At 46.7% G+C, this 20,276-nt stretch carries 9 protein-coding genes; 4 read left to right on the forward strand and 5 right to left on the reverse strand.

Going from position 1 to position 20,276, the window contains the following annotated elements; all coding sequences use genetic code 11:
* Positions 1-63 precede the first annotated feature (63 nt).
* The 4 genes from H6G03_RS32375 to H6G03_RS32390 form a co-directional block, all read right to left on the reverse strand.
* Positions 64-11,178 carry a CHAT domain-containing protein gene (locus H6G03_RS32375; protein WP_190474163.1) on the reverse strand — a complete coding sequence of 3,705 codons (11,115 nt, stop codon included), beginning with the start codon at positions 11,176-11,178 and terminating at the stop codon, positions 64-66.
* Positions 11,179-11,483: 305 nt separating this feature from the next.
* Entirely contained in the window at positions 11,484-12,641 is a 1,158-nt protein-coding gene (locus H6G03_RS32380; RefSeq protein ID WP_190474164.1) for an AI-2E family transporter, read from the reverse strand.
* Between the two features lie 227 nt (positions 12,642-12,868).
* Complete coding sequence (locus H6G03_RS32385) at positions 12,869-13,030, reverse strand: hypothetical protein (protein ID WP_190474167.1); 162 nt, start codon at positions 13,028-13,030, stop codon at positions 12,869-12,871.
* Positions 13,031-13,348: 318 nt separating this feature from the next.
* The gene (locus tag H6G03_RS32390) at positions 13,349-14,575 is read right to left on the reverse strand and encodes a damage-control phosphatase ARMT1 family protein (RefSeq protein ID WP_190474169.1); all 1,227 of its coding nucleotides are present in this window, start codon (positions 14,573-14,575) and stop codon (positions 13,349-13,351) included.
* A 287-nt stretch (positions 14,576-14,862) separates the two neighbouring features.
* On the opposite strand from H6G03_RS32390, the gene H6G03_RS32395 reads away from it, so the two are divergent.
* Together H6G03_RS32395 and ftsH are read left to right on the forward strand one after the other, a co-directional pair.
* A complete protein-coding gene (locus H6G03_RS32395) occupies positions 14,863-15,219 on the forward strand; it encodes a 2Fe-2S iron-sulfur cluster-binding protein (protein WP_190474170.1) in 357 nt (118 codons plus the stop codon).
* 319 nt (positions 15,220-15,538) lie between these two features.
* Positions 15,539-17,326 (forward strand): ATP-dependent zinc metalloprotease FtsH, encoded by a 1,788-nt coding sequence (gene ftsH, locus H6G03_RS32400; RefSeq protein ID WP_190474172.1) that lies wholly within the window; start codon positions 15,539-15,541, stop codon positions 17,324-17,326.
* Positions 17,327-17,721: 395 nt separating this feature from the next.
* On the opposite strand, the gene H6G03_RS32405 is transcribed toward ftsH, so the two are convergent.
* Complete coding sequence (locus tag H6G03_RS32405; RefSeq protein ID WP_190474174.1) at positions 17,722-19,269, reverse strand: ABC transporter ATP-binding protein; 1,548 nt, start codon at positions 19,267-19,269, stop codon at positions 17,722-17,724.
* A 328-nt stretch (positions 19,270-19,597) separates the two neighbouring features.
* Here H6G03_RS32405 and H6G03_RS32410 point away from each other — a divergent pair, with 328 nt between their 5' ends.
* Complete coding sequence (locus tag H6G03_RS32410; protein ID WP_190474176.1) at positions 19,598-19,915, forward strand: slr1957 family protein; 318 nt, start codon at positions 19,598-19,600, stop codon at positions 19,913-19,915.
* Positions 19,916-20,058: 143 nt separating this feature from the next.
* Positions 20,059-20,190: a hypothetical protein gene (locus tag H6G03_RS39050; RefSeq protein WP_255512305.1), complete on the forward strand. Its 132-nt coding sequence runs from the start codon at positions 20,059-20,061 to the stop codon at positions 20,188-20,190.
* Positions 20,191-20,276: the final 86 nt, after the last annotated feature.

Genomic DNA, 20,276 nt, shown 5'->3' on the forward strand with positions numbered 1-20,276 from the left:
CCAGAACCTTATATATAAGCAGTTATAGGATGCCCTAGCCCCTAGCCCCTAGCCCCTAGCCTCTTACCAAGGATTCCCAATCATCGTAAAAGCAGCCCAATAATAAGGATGGGAGAAATTACGATTAGTGCTTCTGGATAGTTCTGAAGGCAAGGGAATACCGCCTTTATTTCCGATCCCGCGTAACTGACCCCCCTCGACCCGCACTTGTCCTGTGATGAGAGCGACTTGTGCCTGCCTGAGTGCTTCTGCACGAATAGGAGCTGTTTTTAAACGTTCGTAAAACTCCGTCATCAGTCCCAAAGTGCCTTCATCGCTGACGTACCACAAACTTGCCAGTGCTGACTGCACTCCCGCCTGCACAGCCAATCCAGCAAATCCCAATTCTACATCTTTATTGCCGATCGCCGTGCGACAAGCGCTCAGTACCAGCAGATGTACGGGAGGGTTATTCCAGTCAAAGTTTCGCATTTGGTCTATTCCCATTTTGGTATCCCAAAACTGGATATAGGAGTTACTTACTGGGCCAGGGCGGAATTGGGCATGGGTAGCCAAGTGTACGATCGCAAAACCCTTCTCTTCCCGTTCCGATTTGAGATTATCGATAGTAAAGGCTTCGTTGAGAGCGATATTTCCAGACCACAATTGGGTAGCAATAGTAGTTAACTCCACCGGTACTGCCGGTAAGGGACTTTGATCTGTAAACTTAGACGCGCCCATTGCTAAAACCGATGCGTTTTTGAGATTGAAGTAGTGAGGATTGGTCAAGCTGAAACTGGGCATTACGGAAACGCTATATTTCTGGACTAGAAATTGCTTGCCATCATGGAGAGCTGCTATGGGCAAGGATCTCAAACCAGCATCCGGAATAAAGATGAGGTTCTGAATACCTCGTTTTTCTAATTCCGGTTGCAGCGGTGTGATTATCCATTGGTAAAGTTGTTGAGCGGATTTTAAATAGCTGGTTGTACCGAGTTTGGTTGTATCGGTCACTTCGCCCTGAAGTTCTCTAGCTTGGGCGACAATTTGCGATCGCGTCAAGTTAGGGATGCGCTGACGAATTGGTTCCCCTTCTGCTGTAATCAGCACCATTTCTACTGCATCGCTATCGCGGATTTGGCAATTTTCTTGTGCTGGTTGAGCGTTAGCAGTTGAACCTGGATTGTTTGGTTTTTGCTCAACATTTGGCAACGGTTGTTTGGGACAAGTTACCAGTTCATCTACTGTTGCCTTTCCGCGACTAAATACTATATAGATCAGTGCTGGTTTGACATTGGTTTGTTCTTCCGTTTCCTTAAGAGTATTTTGGATTTCTGCCAAGCTTCTGATTCGCGTCGGAGTATTTAACCCTATATAAGATTCGTAGTCTTGTGTGAAGACTTCCTCGAATGCTCCCTGCACGAAGTCGATTGGTGGTTTGGGAATACCTTCTACTATTGTCGGTCGCGGTGCGGAATTTGCCCGCTCGGTTACCGACTCAGAAATCTCAGTAGGTACAGGTGGCGGTTCCGGTGCAGGTGGCGGTTCCGGTGCAGGTGGCGGTTCCGGTGCTGGTGGCGGTTCCGGTGCTGGTGGCGGTTCCGGTACAGGTGGCGGTTCCGGTACAGGTGGCGGTTCCGGTACAGGTGGCGGTTCCGGTGGCGGTGGCGGTTCCGGTATAGGTGGCGGTTGATCTGAAGTAATAAGCTGAATATTACCCAAAGTGAAGGGGCCTGGGAAAGATTGGGTAGGCGCAATTGTATCAGACCCGGTTTTTATAGCACCAGCAGATCCGTTTGTCGTAGCATCACCCACAATAAACGGCACACCCAAATCTCCTCCGGCATGACGGATAATTATTGAACCCTTGCCTGTACCGCCAGCAGTGGAAATACTACTGCCGTCAGGTAATGTGCCGATCGCACGGAAGAAACGCGCTGTGGTAATATCTACGCTGCCGCCAGTTCCATTCGTTCCTCCCTGTGCGTTGATGCTGCCAACTTGAATATCGTTGGGAGGGTCGAGGAAGACGGAACCGCCTTTACCGACTGTAGCGCTAACATCTATATTGCCGGTGTTGATGCGATCGCCTGACACAACAGTAACAGCACCGCCTGCTTCTACGCCTGTGGATCTCAAGTCACCTGCTGTCACGGCTGCTTTTTCGCTGTAAAGTCCGATCGATCCACCAATTTTAGTAGCAGCTGAAGCATCTAGATTGCCGGTTTCGATCGTGCTGTTTTTGCTGACGATCGTAATATTGCTACCAGTGGTGGTGATATTGCCAGTACGGATACTGCCATTGGTTCTGAGATCTACGGTGTTAGTGGTATTGACATTTCCTTGTATATTAATATCGCCAGTTCCGGCAGAGTGCTGTAAGCTACCGGCTGCGATCGTTCCAGCAGCTGTAAAGTTGTTGGCATTGGCGATCGCAATATTACCAATTCCGGTGACCGCACCCTTAAAGGTAATGTTACCCGTGCCGGCATTCAATGTTAAGTTATTGGCTTTACCCGCCTCGCTATCCAGAACATTGAAGGTGATGTCTTGACCGCCACCGCTACTGAAGTAAGCATCATCGATGAGAGTTACTGGTATATTAAACGAGAGCGCCTTGGCGGTGACAATACCTCCAGCTACAAAAACTCTCTGTGCGTTGAGGATATCTATCTTGGCAAGCGGCGTTCCCGTACCAACAGCACCGTTGAATGTGACGTTGCCTGTGTTAGAAAGGGTTAATTGTCGTTCGCCATTAACTGTACCGGTGAAGGTGATATCGCCAGTACCCGCATGAAGGGTGACATCATTTCCCAAAACGACATTGCGTCCGACGGTGATATTTGGATTTGAGGTGGTGATGTTGGCGTTGAGGGTAGTTACCGCGCTATCGAGGGTGATGGAAGCGTCATCAATGCCGGTAATTGGGCCGTTGACTTGGATTGCACCCGCTCCCGCACGAATTGTTACCGGGTCTGAGAATGTAACTTTATTTACTATTGTTGTAGCAATACTATCGGCGCGTCCGATGGTGATGGAACTGAAACCATTTTGTAATAAGGCGATTTCAGCATCTGTGAGATTGAAAGCACCGGGGATAGCTGCATTAATTGCTACATTCCTATCTTTAGTTGCAGGCTGAAGCACAAGGCTGCTAGTGCCGCTCACCAGTCCGCCAAAGTCGATTTCACCTGCCGTGAGGGTGAGGGGATTGTTGCCTGCGGTTAAGCTGGAATTGAAGGCGATCGCACCTGTACCGGGATTAAATGTGACATTGCCAGTCAGTGTTACTGCGCCGGTGAAGCGGATATCTTTATTATTGGTGATGATATCGCCGGCGGTGAAGATCGCACCTTGGCCGATCTGATTAAAGGCTCCATCTAACTTCATATCAGCAGCATCGGCAATTGTCACCAATTCGCTGTTGTTGATGGTGACACCGCCGTTATTGCTAGTGGCGATCGCACCATTCAAGTTAAAATTTTTACCTGTTAAGTTAATGCCAGTGGGAGTGTTGGTATCCAAATCCCCCAAATTGGTAGCACCATTACCCGATTTCTGAGTGATACTGGCAGCAGTTATCGCACCTGCTTTCACATTGTTGCTATTTTCGATAACGAAATTTCCGATTCTCGTTTGATTTCCCACCGCATTCGCAAAGGCGATATTTCCTCCCGCCGTTAAACTCAAATCGAAATTGCCATCAACGGTATTACCAAAATTGATATCGCCAGCATTCTTACCAGTATTGAGAACAACATTACCTTTGAGAGTAACGGGACTGCTAAAAGTAATATTATCATCGGTAGTGGCGATATCCACAGCAATGGTAACTGCACCAGCACCGATTTGATTAAACGCGCCATCTAAGTTAAATTTAGTAGTTCCCGCCAGTGCTAACGGACTGCTGTGATTAATTGTGAAACTGCCACCATTTGTAGTGGTAACATTCCCGTTGAGATTGAAGCTATTACCTGTTAAGTTAATGCCAGTGGGACTGTTGGTATCCAAATCCCCCAAATTGGTAGCACCATTACCCGATTTCTGAGTGATACTGGCAGCAGTGATTGCTTGTGCAGTGACGTTATTGGCATTGTTAATTGTCAAGTCACCGAGTCGAGTAATACTGCCGATATCGCCAACGGTAATATTTCCCGTACCCGTTTCCAAAGTGAGATTTGTAGCGCCATTAATTGTACCGTTTAAATTTAAATTACCGCCGCCAATTGCACCAGTGCTGAGAGTAATGTTCTTACCAATTTGGGTATTCCCGTTGATGGTAATATCTCGATCGACTGTAGTAATATCAGCGTTGAGTTTGGTTATGCCGCTGAGGGTAATAGAAGCGTTGTCAGTTCCTGTAATTGCACCGTTGACTAGAATTGAACCTAACGGAGACTGGATGATGACAGGATCGCTAAATGCGATCGCATTATTTAATGATATAACACCGCTGCCATTACTGCGTCCGATAATAATGGAATTAAAACCATCAGCTAGTGCGGTAAAATTGGTAGCTGCGATATCTAAATTTTGACCCGCTGTGAATGGCTGAAGCAAAATATTGCCTCTGCCTTGTACCGAATTAGCTGCACCGATGAAGTTAATTTGATTGCTGGTTAAACTGATATTGCCAGTACCGGATAAGCCTTTTGAATTGATACCGGAAACGGTAATGCTGAGGGGAGATTCTAAAGAAATTTCTCCGCCACTTCCATTCACAGAATTTGTTTCCAGATTACCTGCGCTGGTATTAATTGCACCGCTTGTACTGGTAATAGTAATAATCCCGCCATTGCCGTTTTTGGCAATGGAATGAATTGCGCCTGCGGTGATATTACCATTGGCATAGAGAATGATATCGCCGCCATCGCCGTTATTGGAATCAGCGTTTAAAATACCTCTGGCAATATCGATCGCACCTTGTTTGCTGACGATCGTTATATCACCGCCATCACCAACACTACTGGAGTAAGAATTTACTCCTGCGATGGTAATGTTGCCGTTAGCTTCTATGTCGATTGCACCGCCGTTTCCAGTCACTGCACTGGAATCGATCGTGCCTGCACTGGTATTAATTGTGCCTGCGGTGCTAGTGAGTGCGATCGTTCCACCAACACCTGACGATTGCGATCGCGAATTGATATTGCTTGCAGTGATATTTCCAGTGGAATTCAGTGCAATCGTTCCGCCATTGCCACTGGAAGATGAGTTGAGCGTGGCGGCGGTGGTATCAATTGTTGCTCCCGTCAGGGTAATCGCGCCTCCCGACGAAACCAAATCTTTGGCAATAATTAACGCTCCCGCACTAATCATCGAAATTTGTCCGCCGTCGGTAGACAAATTGCCGATAGGGAAATTCAAATTAATTTGACTGGGAGTGGTAGCGTTACCGATAAAAACAGCGGCTCCATTTGTAGTAATGTTGCCGTTGAGGTTAACAATTCCAGGAGTATTGATATTTAAAGGATTGTCTGTACCGCTACCTAAAGAACCTAAAACAATTGCATTTGTGGTGATGTTTTGCGCCGCAGAGAGCGCGATCGCACCGCCATTTCCGTTAACGGCGGAGGAGTTGAGTGTGCCTGCACTGGTATTAATTGTGCCTGCGGTACTGGTGAGGTTAATTGCTCCAGCAGCTCCGTTCTTACTGGAAGAGGAATTGATGTTTCCGGCGGTAATGTTATTAGCAGCTTGGAAAGTAATTGTGCCGCCGTTACCGTTTTCAGAATAGGAAGATACGGCGTTGAAACTTGTATCGATCGCACCAGATGTACTGATGAGGGAAATGTTACCGGCATTGCCGCTACCGACATTTACTACATAGGAAAGTAGCTGTCCGGCAGTAATATTGCCTTGTGCTTTTAGGGTAATTTCCCCGCCTTTGCCGAAAGTAGTTCCCGCATCTAGTTTGCCGATGCTGGTATCGATCGCACCAGATGTACTGATGAGGGAAATATTACCGGCATTGCCCGTACTTCCCTCTCCTACTAAACTAATAATGTTGCCAGTTTTGATATCGCCTGCTGCGTTGATGGTAACCGAGCCGCCGTTACCGATGGTATTATTTTGCGTTCGGCTTTCTATCGTACCAGCGCGGGTGTCAACTGCACCCGATGTGCTATTGAGAGTAATGTTACCGCCATCGCCAGAACTAGCAGCGAAGGAAGATAAGTTGCCAGTTTTGATATCGCCGTTAGCATTAAGTGCGATCGCTCCCGCATTCCTACTAGCAGAAGAGGAGTCGAGTTTAGCGAGACTGGTATCGATCGCACCCAAGAAGCTGGTGATGGTAATTCCGGCTGGTGCTGTGATGTTACCTGCGGTGATATTTTGATTGGCTTTAAGGGTAATAGTAGCGTTACCGGCACCTCTAATAGACCCGCCAGGGGTAAATGCGATCGTACCTGCACCGACAGGAGATTGAATGGTGACCGGATCTTGGAAAGTAACAGCGCCTTCAACGGAAATTGTACCGCTGCTATCCGATCTTCCGATCGTAATTGAACTGAAACCATCTTGAATTCGATCTAAGGATGGCCCTAAATCTAAAGCAGGTGAATCGGGTAAAGGTTCCGCCACGCCAAGTTTAATATTTAAACTGGGGGTAGAAGGTTGAATTGCCAGATTGCCACCATTTGCAGACACAGGCGCAGCAAAAAACGACATTTCATCTGCAATCAGGGTGAGATTGTAAATATCGGCTGCCAAACTGGAATTAAAAGTTATGGTGGCGGTACCGGCATTAAACGTCGTATTGCCTGTCAGAGTTACTGGTGATAAAAACGAGATATTGTCATTGGTGGTGATTAAATTACCGGCAATGGTAACTGCACCAATACCATCTTGAGTGAAAGCGCCATCGAGATTGAAGTTATCTGCTTTCAGATTTAAATTGTTGGTATTGGTGATGGTAACGCTGCCGTTATTGGTAGTAGTAACGCTGTTATTTAAATTGAGGATACCGCTGGAGTTAATATCGATGTTGCCGGCCACTTTCATGGTGGATTTGATATCGACATTTTGACCGTTGATATTTAAACCTGTGAGTGGAGTGCCGCTGCCAATGGCATTGTTAAATTGAATATTACCGGTGCCGGCATCCACGGTAAGAATGCTTGTGCCGTCAACTGTGCCGGTGAAGGAAATATCGCCTGCACCCAATGCGCCAGTACTGACGATCGGATTGCCACTCAGGAAGGTGTTACCGTTGAGGATGATATTTTGGTCGGCTGTCTTGACATCTGCCGCTAAATTAATTGTCGGAGCGTTTAGGGTGATGGCAGCGTTGTCCGTACCGGTGATCGGTGCTAGTGCAGAAATTACACCTGTTGGCGATTGAAGTGTTACCGGGTCTTTAAAAGTAACCGCACCTTTGACTGAAATAGTGCCGCTGCTATCAGATCGTCCGATCGTAATCGAGGTGAAGCCATCTTTCAAATTATCGAATATGGCTGCTTCCAACTCCAAATCTTCTTCGGTAGTTCCGGCAACTATAACGATATTGTTACTGGCTGTAAAAGGCTCCAGCAAAATAGCACCTTTGCCGGAAATGGTGTTGTTCAGGTCGATCGAATCGCTGGTGATGCTGATATTGCCAGTACCGGATAAGCCAATCGCATCGATGATACCTGCGGTAACTCCGTTGGGGGAAATTAGTTGAATATCTCCGGCATTGCCACTAGCGGAGGCGGAGACAAGCGTACCGAAACTGGTGTCGATTTTGCCGCCGGTGCTGTTAAGCACAATTTTGCCGCCATTGCCGCTACCGGAGGAACTGGAGTTGATATCTCTGGGAGCGCTTGTGGCAGTCGAGCCTTGCGATTTGATGTCGCCTGCGGCGTTGACGGTGATGTTGCCGCCGCTGTTACTGGTAGAAGTGGATATCAACGAGCTACTAACGGCACCGCTGCTGCTGGTAATATCGATCGTACCGCCACCGGAAGGGCCACTGGAGTTGATTCCACCGACAACAATATCGTTGACTGCGGTGAGACTGACGTTGCCACCAACACCGCTGCCACCGCTACAGGGTATTGCTGTCGCGGAACAGGAATTGATCGCGCCTGGGATGCTGGGATTAACTGTTGTCGTATCAATTTTGCCACCAGCGTTGAGGGTGATATTGCCACCGCTCAATAAACCATAGGAATTTAGATCGACTGTTTCGATGTTGCCAACAGCTTTGAGGGTGATGTCGCCGCCGTTACCGTTGATGGCACTAGATTCGATGTTAGAGCTGAAATTGGCGGTGATGTTGCCGCCGGAATCGATCGAAATATTGCCGCCATCGCCGACATTGGTGACACTGGATAATATATTGCCATATTGAATATTGCCAGTGGCATTGAGGACGATCGCACCGCCATTGCCTTCGGTACCACTGGAGTCAAGAGTGCCGGCAGATGTATTAATGTTGCCGCCAGTGCTGGTAATGCGAATTTCTCCGGCGTTGCCGGTGCCAATGTTGCTGGAATTGATGTTACCGGTGATGATATCGTTGGGGCCAGTAATGACGATCGCTCCTCTGTTGTCAGATTCGGAGCTGGTGTCGATCGTTCCGATGCTAGTATCGATCGAGCCAATAATGCTGTTAAGAGTAATTGCGCCGATGCCAGTAATTTGAGCTAAACCGTTATTTTGCAGGACAATAGCGCTATCGGTTTGAGTTCCTTTAGTGCCACCTTTGCCTGTGAGGTTGATATTTCCATCGATCGAAGTGACCTTGCCTCCGAAAGCGCCATCGATTAATATCCCTGGATTGGTATTAGTTCCGTTACCGCCGCTGCCGTCGAGGGTAATATTTCCCGTTCCGATCGATCGTACCTCGCTGCCGACACTTCCTCCGCTACTGTTGCCAATAAAAATTCCTGTATTGTTTATCCCAGTGGCGTTAGTGCTGCCAGTACCAATCAGGGTAATATTTCCCGTTCCCTTCGATTCCACCACACCATCGTCATCAATTGCAATGCCGTGATTGCCGCTGCCTGTCCCCAAACTTGTGCCAGTCAGGGTGATATTTCCATTTATAGAACTCACTCTGGAATCTGTGGTGACGATCGCGATGCCTTGATTGCTATCTGTTCCATTACTCCCAGTACCATCGAGGATAACAGCCCCCGTACCGGTTGATTCCACCGCCGCACCGTTGCCGATTAAAATGCCGCTATTATCAGTTCCAGTACCAGTACCTACGCCAGTCAGCCGGATTTCTCCGTTTTCTGCTCTTACCAGGGAGCCTGCGTTAAGCATCCGGATGCCGAAATTTTGATCTATCCCGACACCGCCAGTACCGCTGAGGGTAATAGTCCCACTTCCGTTGGTTTGCAGATTGCTCTCGAATAAAGTAATGCCTTCGTTATTACCGCTAGTAATACCACCAACACCCGTGAGTTGAATATTGCCGCCTTGAGCGTTAACTGCACTTACGGAGAGAGAGACGCCTGTGTTGGAGATGCTATTTCCTCTGCCAATGCCGATAAAATTGGCTCCGTTTGTATTGATTGTGGCATTGGTGAGGTTGAGAGCGCCGCCATTGATATTATCGGCATCGGCATTGAGCGTTACTGCGCCGCCGTTAGTGGTGATATTGGCATTTAATACGGAAATGTCGTTATTGGCTTGGGCTGTAATTCCAACTCCGGGTGCAACAATATTGATGTCTGCATTAAAGTCAATGTTATTAGTGGCTTGCAGAATGACGTTTGCAGTGGCGTTGTCGATCGTGCCATTGGTGATAGTGTTACTTCCACCCGGATTATCATCAAATTGGTCGTTTGCGGCCAAATCAGGGGGATTGTTTAAACCTGCCACAACGGTGATATTTGCCGGATCTAAAAGCAATGTGCCAAAAGCACCTTGAGGAGCGGATAGGTCAGCTTTACCAGCGAAATCAAGGAACTCTTTGCCCGAAATTTCCGCAAAGCCACCTTTGCCACCAACGCTACTTCCCCGCGCTGTAATTGTGCCGTAGAAGCGGGTCGCTTCATCTGCCCAAACAATGATACGCCCGCCATTGCCGATGCTGAAACTATCAGCAGAAATAACAGAATCTTTACTGACAAAGGTGCGGGACGCATTTGGAATTGTGCCTTTACCTTGATAATCGCCACCGATTCGCACATTGCCGCCGCCATTCGTTCCGTCAGCGTTAATATTGCCGTTTACTACACCAACTTTGTTGCCTAAAATATTAACATTACCGCCAGTTTGTCCGGAAACGTTAATAACACCGGAGGCAATAGCGGTGTTACCTTCTGTGGGGATCTGAATTCCGGAACCTGTTAGCTGGATGCTACCATCTTGATTAACTGTGACTCCCGTGGCATGACCGCCGTTTCCGCCGGTTAACATTTGGGGTAAGGATGCGATCGGCAATGTCCAATTATTAGGCTGGGCATTGCCCACCAGCGGCTGAATTTCCAAACCAAGCACAAACCCAGCTTGAGAAAGTCTCACCAAACTAGAACCCGGAACTGCCGTAACGCTGATGTTTCCCGCAGGTGCTGACAACTGTCCGGTGTTGATAACTGTGCCGCCCAATAAGGTTAAATCTTGCCCCACTCCTACTGTTAAATTCCCCGAATTAAGTATGCTTCCGGGTTGATTCATGGTGAAGGCAAAACTGTTGGGCGTTCCTACTAGGGAAGCATAATTATTAGTTCCAACTGCATTAAACCAATTGTTACCAAAGCCAATACCGTTAGCTGTCGTAGCTGTAAAAGCAGCAGGCAGGTTTAAACTGGCATTTGCACCAAAGACAATGCCAGATGGATTCATTAAAAATAAGTTGGAATTGCCACCTGTAACTTGAATTAAACCGTTAATATACGAAACATTGCCGCCGCTAATTCTGGCTAAAATATTGAGGATATCCGGTCTTGATAAAAAGTGGGCAATTTGACCTTTATCTAGGCCAAATTCCGTAAAACTGTGAAATAAGTTTGCCCCATCTCCAGATTGTTGCCCACCCGTGATATCGAGGCGGTTTCCGTTAGGGGTGACTACTGTTCCGGTACCGTCGGGCGCGGGAACGATCGGCTGTGCCAGAACAGGTGGCATCTGTAAGCCTACACTCCCCGCCAAGGCTGGAAAAAGCCAACACAAAACGGTAGAAACCGAGTAATTATTCCCTTTGGTATATTGACTTTTTAATTTAGCCTTGTTATTAGTTGCGAAAACACGGTTAAAGCTTTCCATATTTGCAGCTAAATAGTTAAAAGTGATTGTTCTAACATAGTCTCTCCGTTTCTAAGCATCAAGAATTCGTGAGATTCTTAAAAAAAATTATTAAATTAGGGTTGATGCTGAAACTGCTTGGCCTATTTTGGTAGGGGTAATTCATGAATTACCCCTACAATAGCTACAGGATATCATTAGACATCTCCGCCAAAAGAATCTCAAAGGGCAGGATGCCTACCCCACAAGAATCTCAAAGGGCAGGCAGGATGCCTACCCCACAAGAATTTTTGGAGATATGTAATATAAGGACGCAGCGGATCGGGTTAAGGTCGAGTAATTGACCGATCTTGTGCGGAAGCTCGATCGCTCTCAGATAAATCGTCGCTAGCAGGAACAATTTGTCTGGGTTCTTCGTCAGCAAACGGATTGTGGAAAAACGAGCCTGTTTGCGGTGGTAAAGTTGGCTCGAATACGATTTCGGCAATACTTTTAAACACACCCGTAAACGGAATTGCCAGAATTACTCCTAACAATCCACCCAACTTCGCTCCTAATAACAAAGAAACGAAAATAATTACCGGCGATAAACCGGTAAGATTCCCCATAATGCGGGGAGCGAGCAAATTATCTTTGACTTGCTGAACGGCTATTGCTAGGGCTAATACTTGCAGTGCTAACCACCAATTAATGAAGGCTACCACAATTACTACTGTGCCAATTCCTAAAGTTGCTCCTACAAAAGGAATCACTTCCATAAAGCCGATGAAGACGGCAAATAGCAGGAAAAATGGCACTCGCAGCGCCCAAAATGTCAGACTCAGAGTTGCGGCCATAAATAATCCCAACAATAGCTGACCTGTGATAAATCTTTGCAGGTTTCGTTGCAGGGATTCTGTTAAAGAGTCGCGAATGAGGGGCGAAAAAATACTGGTAAGGGTGCGCCAAACTCTCTCGCCGTCAATCAGCATATAAAATGAAATTACCAGAATTAAAATTAAGTCTAAAAACCAGTTAAAGGTACCGAGTACTAAACCAAACCCTTTGCCGGCGATCGTTTCTGCTTGCGTTTGCACTCGTCGCAATTGCTGAGAAGCTAAAGTTTTGACGTCAAAGGGCAAATTATGCTCCAAGCTCCAAGTTTGAAAATTGTCTAATTGCTGTTGGGCAGAGGTCACCAGAGATGGTAAATTCGTTACCAATTGCCGCCCTTGGTTAAATACGGGTGGCACTAGGGTGAGCGCAATCAGCACTACCGCTATGCCTGCGAGTAAATATACCAATCCTGCGGCTACTGTCCGAGGTAAAAAAGGTTGCAGCATTTTGACGGGATAGTTGAGTAAAAATGCAATCAATCCCGCTGTTAGCAATATGCTGAGCGTTTCTCCTACATAGGCGATCGCGCACCAACTAGCCCAGCCTGTGGCTAGAATTAGCAGCCAAGTGATGAGAAACTGTTGGAAAGGTGTAAATATACGATTCATCAGTCTGCAATGGGCAGTTGGTTGTTCGTTTCAGTTCTTTTTCATCTAATACTTATCATGATAAGCTGCGATTGCGTAATGTCTCCGTAGGAGAATCGATCTGATTCTGGTGAATTGAGAATTGTAGTGTTGGGTTTCCTGGCGTCAACCCAACCTACGATAACTGCAATACTTACGTATACTGAGCGACTATTACCGATCGCCCGTAAAAACTCGGTTTCATGGGATTATCGAGTCAGCGTTCTAAGGTTGGTAGCAACGGCAGGTGCAATAGCTTGAGGGGCGTTCGCGTCTTTTTCTACGTTAACGTGGCCGGGAATCATCATGGCCAGCGTTCCAAAGACGATCGCTGCTAAAATGTTGCTGCCAATGGGAAGTCTATCTTGCATTTAAAGAACCTCCGAAAAGATGCTGTTATCCTGAGATCGCTAAGATTTGCCAGCGACTGCGTTGCTCTAAAGTGTCCGCTACGTATCTATACAGTCTTGGGCAATCTGTTTACGAAAACTACACCAGTAATTTCACTGTAAGCCTACTACATTTTTAAACAGAGGATTTATCTCAATGGTAGTTAGCGATCGCGATCGCCTTAAAAATCGGAACAATTGTCTAGCCTCTGGCGTATACGATCTGCATTGACTGATGGGAACGATGGAATATATGTTTAAACCATTACCAGTAATCTAATCTGAACATGATTTCGGCGATTAGCTGCGATCGACAAACTGAATTACTCCCCATTGCCCATTCGTTAACCAATCAGGGTCTTGATGATTTAGCATCTCTATTTGCGCTGTTTGCAGTCCGGCGGCGAGTTCCGATTTAAGAGTGCGTAAAGCAACAAGCGGTGCCGGAAAGTAGGAGACAATATCTCCGTAGGGAGTGGTAAACGGCCAGTGGCGATCTCCCATACTGCGGCGGTAATTCGCATCTCCCTTAAGGAAGATTAAATGCGATCGAGCTAAATCGTTAACAATTGTATCTGGCATTTCCCATAAGGGTAGGGGCGATGTCCAAAACAGATGTTCGCGCAGCTTTAAACGATTGTTAGCAATATAGTTTTTTAACCGTAAAGCAAACGCTTTCACATCGCGATCGCTGGATTTAGCCAGAAATTCTGTAGTATAAATGACATCTTTTATGGTCGCATCGGAAACAAATGTAGGATGAGCTTTCAGATGGAAGTAAACTGTTCCCGCCGCATTAGTTGTCAGCAGGAAATCGGCTATGCACAAATCGCCGATCAGTTCAAAACCTGCATTATCGATGATGAAGTCTATGCGCGTGCTGCTGAAGCTGGCAATGCGATCGGCAACTTTTGATGTATCATCTGCTAGAATATAAGATTTTTCGCGCTCCGACTCGACTCGGTTTTGCTCGACTTCGCCAGCAGGCCACAAACTCATATCGGCGCGATTGCCCCACAAATCGAAATAGATTAATTCTTTCAAATATGTTTTGTTGGGGTGGATATCCTGAATGGCGTTATTAACAAAGTTGCTTAAGGCAGCGATCGCATCTATTGCTGTTGACAAACCCAAATTTTTTTGATATTCAAATGGATCGACTGCTTGCCATCTTCCGGGTTGGAAATAATGGGTCGCCTCCAAAATGCGCCGATAAAAGTAGGCTTCGGCAAAATACCAGGGAATTTCCAGCCAATTGCAATTTTGGAAGGGTTCTAGATAAGATGTCCATGCTGCCAAATCCGGGCTGTGGGTGTCTTGGAGCGGTCGCACCAATCCGTAGGGTATTTCTTGAATTAGTTTTTCCAGGTTTTCGACAATTTCTGGGGTAAAATCGTTTTCGGCGATAACTCGTTTGGCAATTACCCCTAAGCGCACTGCAACTGAGGAGTGAGCGAAAGATCCTTCGTCCGACCCTTTGATCGGTGGGGGCATTAATTCTGGATCTGGAAAGTTTCTTTGTTTCATGATAGCTAGGGACTAGGGCGTCGGGGCTAGGGGCTAGGGAAGAGGGAAGAGCGGGAGAGCAGGAGAGTGGGAGAGTGGGAGAGTGGGAGAGTGGGAGAGCGGGAGAGTGGGAGAGTGGGAGAGCGTAAGAATTAATATTTTCCCTCTTCCCCTAATTCCTAATCCCTAACCCCTAATCCCTAACCCCTAATCCCTAACCCCTAACCCCTAGCCCCTAGCCCTAACCCCTAAACGCGGTTGCTGTAAAATGAGAGTTTATCCAAATTTCAGCAGATCTCGATAATGGTATGGCAGTTTATCAAGTCCGGCTGGTAAATGAGGCGATCGCACTCGATCGGACGATCGCAGTTCCCGATTCCGAGTATATTCTAGATATTGCCGAACAAGTTGGCATCCGGTTGCCATCTGGCTGCAAGCAAGGAGATTGTTCTGCCTGTATTGCTAAGCTGATTGAGGGTGAAGTAGACCAAAGCGAACAAAAGTTTCTGCGTCCCCAAGAAGTAGCGGCTGGCTACACCGTTACTTGTGTAGCATACCCTTTATCGGATTGTACTTTGCTGACGCATCAAGAACAAGTTTTATATCAATCTTCTCTTTATTTTTCCTCAAAAACACAGCCATCTCAGTCGGCAATTCAAAGTTAAAACGAGAAGAATAGATAGCAGCAAAGAGAATTAGAGCGAGTCATATCGATCGCCCGCTCAAAAAAGCTTTATATTAAATTTGGCAATTTGAAAGTATTCATCCTTGTTCGGTTCGCAAGCGATCGGGTTTTCATAGATAATTTGTACTTGGAGTAATAACCGTACTCATTGGCAGATCCTTCGGAAAACACTAAAAATATTGCCGTAATCTCATGTGTCATCTCCAAAGGGGTTACACGAGAATCAAGATAGTAAGAAGTCTGGATGGGATGGATTTCGATTTCCGACTTCTTGTGTTCCTTACATTCGGAATTGTTCTATGAAGACCCAAACCCGTTCAGAATCAGCTTACAGCACATTTATCGATCGGGTCGAATCGTCCCAAGTTCAACGGGTGATTATCAAACCCAATGTCTCCCTTGGGGGAACTGCTTCGCATCGGATTGAATACACCCTGAAACCCGAATTTGGCTTTCAGCAATACTATACAAATTTCTCTGGCAACCTTGAAAAACTAACGAGCTTGTTGGAGAATCACGGTGTAGAATTCAACACTCCCAACGACTCGGAAATGACTGCGGGTATCTTGGGATTGCTGCTTTCTACCGGACTGCTGATGGGTTTGTTCGCATGGCTGCTGAAATTCAGTAACTCAGGTGGTAGCATCGGCGTGGGTATGGGTTTGGGCAAAAGTAATGCACGAGTTTACAAAGGCGGTAAAACTGGCACCACTTTTGCTGATGTCGCAGGTGTGGATGAGGCGAAGTTTGAACTGCAAGAAGTGGTTGATTTCTTAGCCAATGGCGAGAAATACCGCCAAATTGGGGCAAAAATTCCGAAAGGAGTGCTTTTAGTTGGCCCTCCGGGAACTGGTAAGACGCTGCTGGCGAAAGCTATTGCTGGGGAGGCGGGGGTTCCTTTCTTGAATATGTCTGGATCGGAATTCGTGGAAGTTTTTGTAGGGGTGGGTGCTTCGCGGGTGCGCGATTTGTTCGACAAAGCTAAAAGGCAGGCTCCTTGTATTATCTTTATTGATGAACTGGATGCGATCGGTAAAACTCGCGGTGGCGGTATTCCCAACGGCGGTAATGACGAACGTGAACAAACTTTGAACCAATTGCTGACAGAAATGGACGGTTTTGATGGTAACGATGGCGTCATTGTAATTGCAGCTACCAATCGTCCGGAAATCCTCGACCCAGCATTACGTCGTCCCGGTCGTTTCGATCGCCAAGTGTTAGTCGATCGCCCGGATAAAAGCGGTAGATTGGAGATCTTGCGGGTTCATGCGCGTGCGGTAACTCTGGGTGAAAATGTCGATTTGGAGGTTATCGCCGCTCAAACGGCTGGTTTTGTCGGTGCAGATTTAGCTAATCTGGTAAATGAAGCGGCGCTGATGGCTGCACGCCACAATCGTCAGGCAGTTTTGATGGCAGATTTTAAAGAAGCGATCGAACGAGTGATTGCCGGATTGGAAAAGCGATCGCGCATTCTTACACCAATTGAGCGACAAACTGTAGCTTATCACGAAGTCGGTCATGCTTTGGTGGGCGCACTGATGCCTGGTAGTGGTAAGGTAACGAAAATCTCGATCGTACCTCGCGGATTGGGGGCTTTGGGCTATACTTTGCAAATGCCGGAAGACGATCGCTTTTTGATGACAGAAGATGAGTTGCGTGGAAAATTGGCGACTTTGTTGGGTGGGCGATCGGCTGAGGAAATCATCTTTGGTAAAGTATCTACAGGCGCTAGTGATGATATCCAAAAAGCAACGGATCTAGCCGAACGTGCCGTTACGCAGTATGGTATGAGCAGTACCCTTGGCCCTGTGGCGTTTGAGAAGAATTCCGCGCAGTTTTTGGAGGGAAGTAGTTCTCGACGGTCGATTAGTACTGAAGTCGCGACAGAGATCGATCGTCAAGTCAAACAAAGCATTGATAAAGCGCACGATATGGCGCAGGAAATTTTGCGACTCAATCGCGATTTGTTGGAGTCTACAACTCAAGTTTTGTTAGAGAAAGAAGTGTTGGAAGGTGAGGAACTGCAAGGGATTTTAGATCGGGTAAAAGCACCAGCCGGATTGAATCTTTGGTTAGTAAAGGGTTAGGTTTGTTTTTCAAGTAAGGATTTGTAGCGTATATGAAAATACTCGCTACAAGTCCTTGTTTGTATTTGAATATCATATCCTGTAGCATCGGTTGCCTAAAAAATCTCTTTCATATCTGCGTTTATCTGCGTTTATCTGCTTACATCTGCGGTAAAAATTTAACCCCTAATACCCACAGATAATCTTTAGGATCGCTCATATACTACCAATGCCACCGGACATAATATTATACCAAATCCGGGAACTATTGTAGAGACGTTTCATGAAACGTCTCTACAATATTCAAAGCCCAACCAATCCAAAATCCTCTCTTGCGAAGGTGGGCATCGTGACGGTCACCGCCAAGACGCCCACTTCGCGCAAAATCCAAAATCCAAAATTGAATGACTTTTCTTTTAGTGTCCTGCCATTCGTTTACCGATTTCGACAAAATCGGCTGCTTCGATATCGCTTTCGTACACAAATTTCCCCTCGCTGATCACAACAATGCGATCGCTCAGTTTCAATATTTCATCCAAATCTTCGCTGACCAGCAACACGGCTACACCGCGATTTCGCGCCGACACCATTTGACCGTGAATAAACTCAACGGCAGCAAAATCCAATCCAAAACAGGGATTGGCAGCGATCAGCAATTTGACATTTTCCGATGAAAGTTCTCGTGCCAAAACTGTACGCTGCACGTTACCGCCGGAAAGGTTACCAACGGGTGTATCTGCGGAAGGTGTTTTAATCGAAAACTGATTAATTAAAACTTGTGCGAATTGACGAATTAGTTTGGGAACGAGTAACCAGCCGTTTTGCGCTTGGGGTGGCAGATCGAATGTGCGTAAAGCCAGATTTTCTGCTACGCTCATATGCGGTACGCAGGCATTTTTGAGCGGTTCTTCCGGCAGGGCAAAAATTTGATGCTTGTACATTTCCGATCGCGTCGCTTTGTAAATTTCGCCATTGACTAAAATTTGGCCGGATGTGGCGGGACGCTGACCTGCCAGTACTTCTACCAATTCCCGCTGACCGTTACCGGAGACGCCGGCAATTCCGACAATTTCGCCTGCGCGTAAGGTCAGGTCAACACCGCAAACTGCTTCTAGACCGTTATCTTTGTTGGCGCGAATATCTTTAATTTCCAGAACGGGAATGTGGGAGGGAGGTGCTGTTTTCTCGACTTGTTTCGGTTCTTGTTTCTCACCCAACATCATTTGCGCCATTTCGGCAACGGTGAGATTTTTTACCAATCCGTGACCGGCGAGTTTGCCTTTTCGCAAAACGGTGATTTCATCGGCAAAAGCTGTCACTTCGCGGAATTTATGGCTGATCATCAATACGCTTAAGTTGCCGGCAATTACTTCATTCCGCAATAAGCCTAAAACTTCATCTGCTTCTTGGGGAGTAAGTACAGAAGTAGGTTCGTCTAGAATCAGAATTCGACTTTTGAGATAAAGCTGTTTGAGAATTTCCAGTTTTTGCTTTTGTCCGGCTGCTAACTGGGCGACGGGGGTATGTAAATCTACTTGGAAGGGAGACGATTTCATAAATAAAGTGAGGCGATCGTACTCTTCTTCCCACTTAATTATATTGGAACTGTCAAAACGAGACAGAACTAAATTTTCTGCTACCGTCATGGCAGGTACGGAGGTGAAGTGCTGATACACCATGCCGATGCCGTATTTATGGGCATCGCGAGGACTGGTAATTGTGCATGGTTGGTTGTCGATCGACACTTCGCCACTATCGGCAGTATAAAAACCCATGACGCACTTGACAAGAGTACTTTTCCCCGCGCCATTTTCTCCCAGCAAGGCATGAAATGTCCCCGGTTTGAGAGTTATCGACACGTTATCCAGCGCCGTCATGCTGCCAAACCGCTTGGTCATGTTCACCACTTCTAGTTCTGGTGGCTTGGTTAGTTCTCGCGTTGTGCTGGCCGTGGTTGTAGTCATACAATTACCTCGATCGGAGACAATTTTAGCCAAATATGCCACTTTGGGTTACATTTAAATGTTCTGGTCGAACGTTTTGACTGTGTTCTAAGTAATCATACTTAGCTGTTTTGTTATCTTTCCGTTAAATTTGGTAACTTTTACTTTAATGACGCGCCCGGTTTTGCTAACCTGTTTTGAACATGGCGTCATTTTAAAGAGCAAAGGTCTTAACACAACTTAAAAAGTTCGCAAAAGATGGCGGCGAGCGGTCATTTCCAGTAGGCTTGTGGCCTTAGCTGCATCGCAAAAGACGCAAGTTCCGATTGAGAGGAAAGATAGGGAAGATATGAAGCATTACGCTGATGAATGGGTTGCAGAATGGTGTCAGGAAAATGGCTGGACAGACTTAACTGTTGCCGGTTGTGACACCTATTGGGCTTTCCCTCCGGGAGCGGTAATGCCAGAGCCGATCCCCAGCAAAGCTATGAAATTGATTAAAGCACAAAAGGGATTGAGCGGCGAAGAAAAATGGTGGGCGATCGCATCCGTCGCCGGGACGATCGTTGCTGCCATTGTCAGCTTAGTGATGAAGTGTCCGATGCCGATGGTGGGGGCGTTTGCGTTTTGCGCCGTGACAGTGGGTCAATTGGAAGTAGAGGATTGAGGAATTCGCGATCGCAAATTTATTTCTGGCCAGACAACATAGCAGCGATCCCATCTTTAATTTTCATTACATTAAAGCCTTTCCCAGCTGGCTGTGCAGAGACTGAGCGGATAAAATAGCGAAATCTATCAGGTAGGTAAGCTATGAATCCGTCTCTAATAATAGCTCTGCTGATGATAATTGGTTTGATGGGTGTGCTGACTTGGTACGATGGCAAAAATAATGATGGCATACACCCAATGTTACTACAGGCTCTGAAGCCACCCCAGCCCTAAAGGGACGGGGGTTCAAAATGCGATAAAACCTCCACTTGGCTCTCCCAAATTGGTACAACATCCAAGTTCTTAGTGTTAGTATTTTG

It is taken from the genome of Aerosakkonema funiforme FACHB-1375 (assembly GCF_014696265.1).
Lineage (GTDB): Bacteria > Cyanobacteriota > Cyanobacteriia > Cyanobacteriales > Aerosakkonemataceae > Aerosakkonema > Aerosakkonema funiforme_A.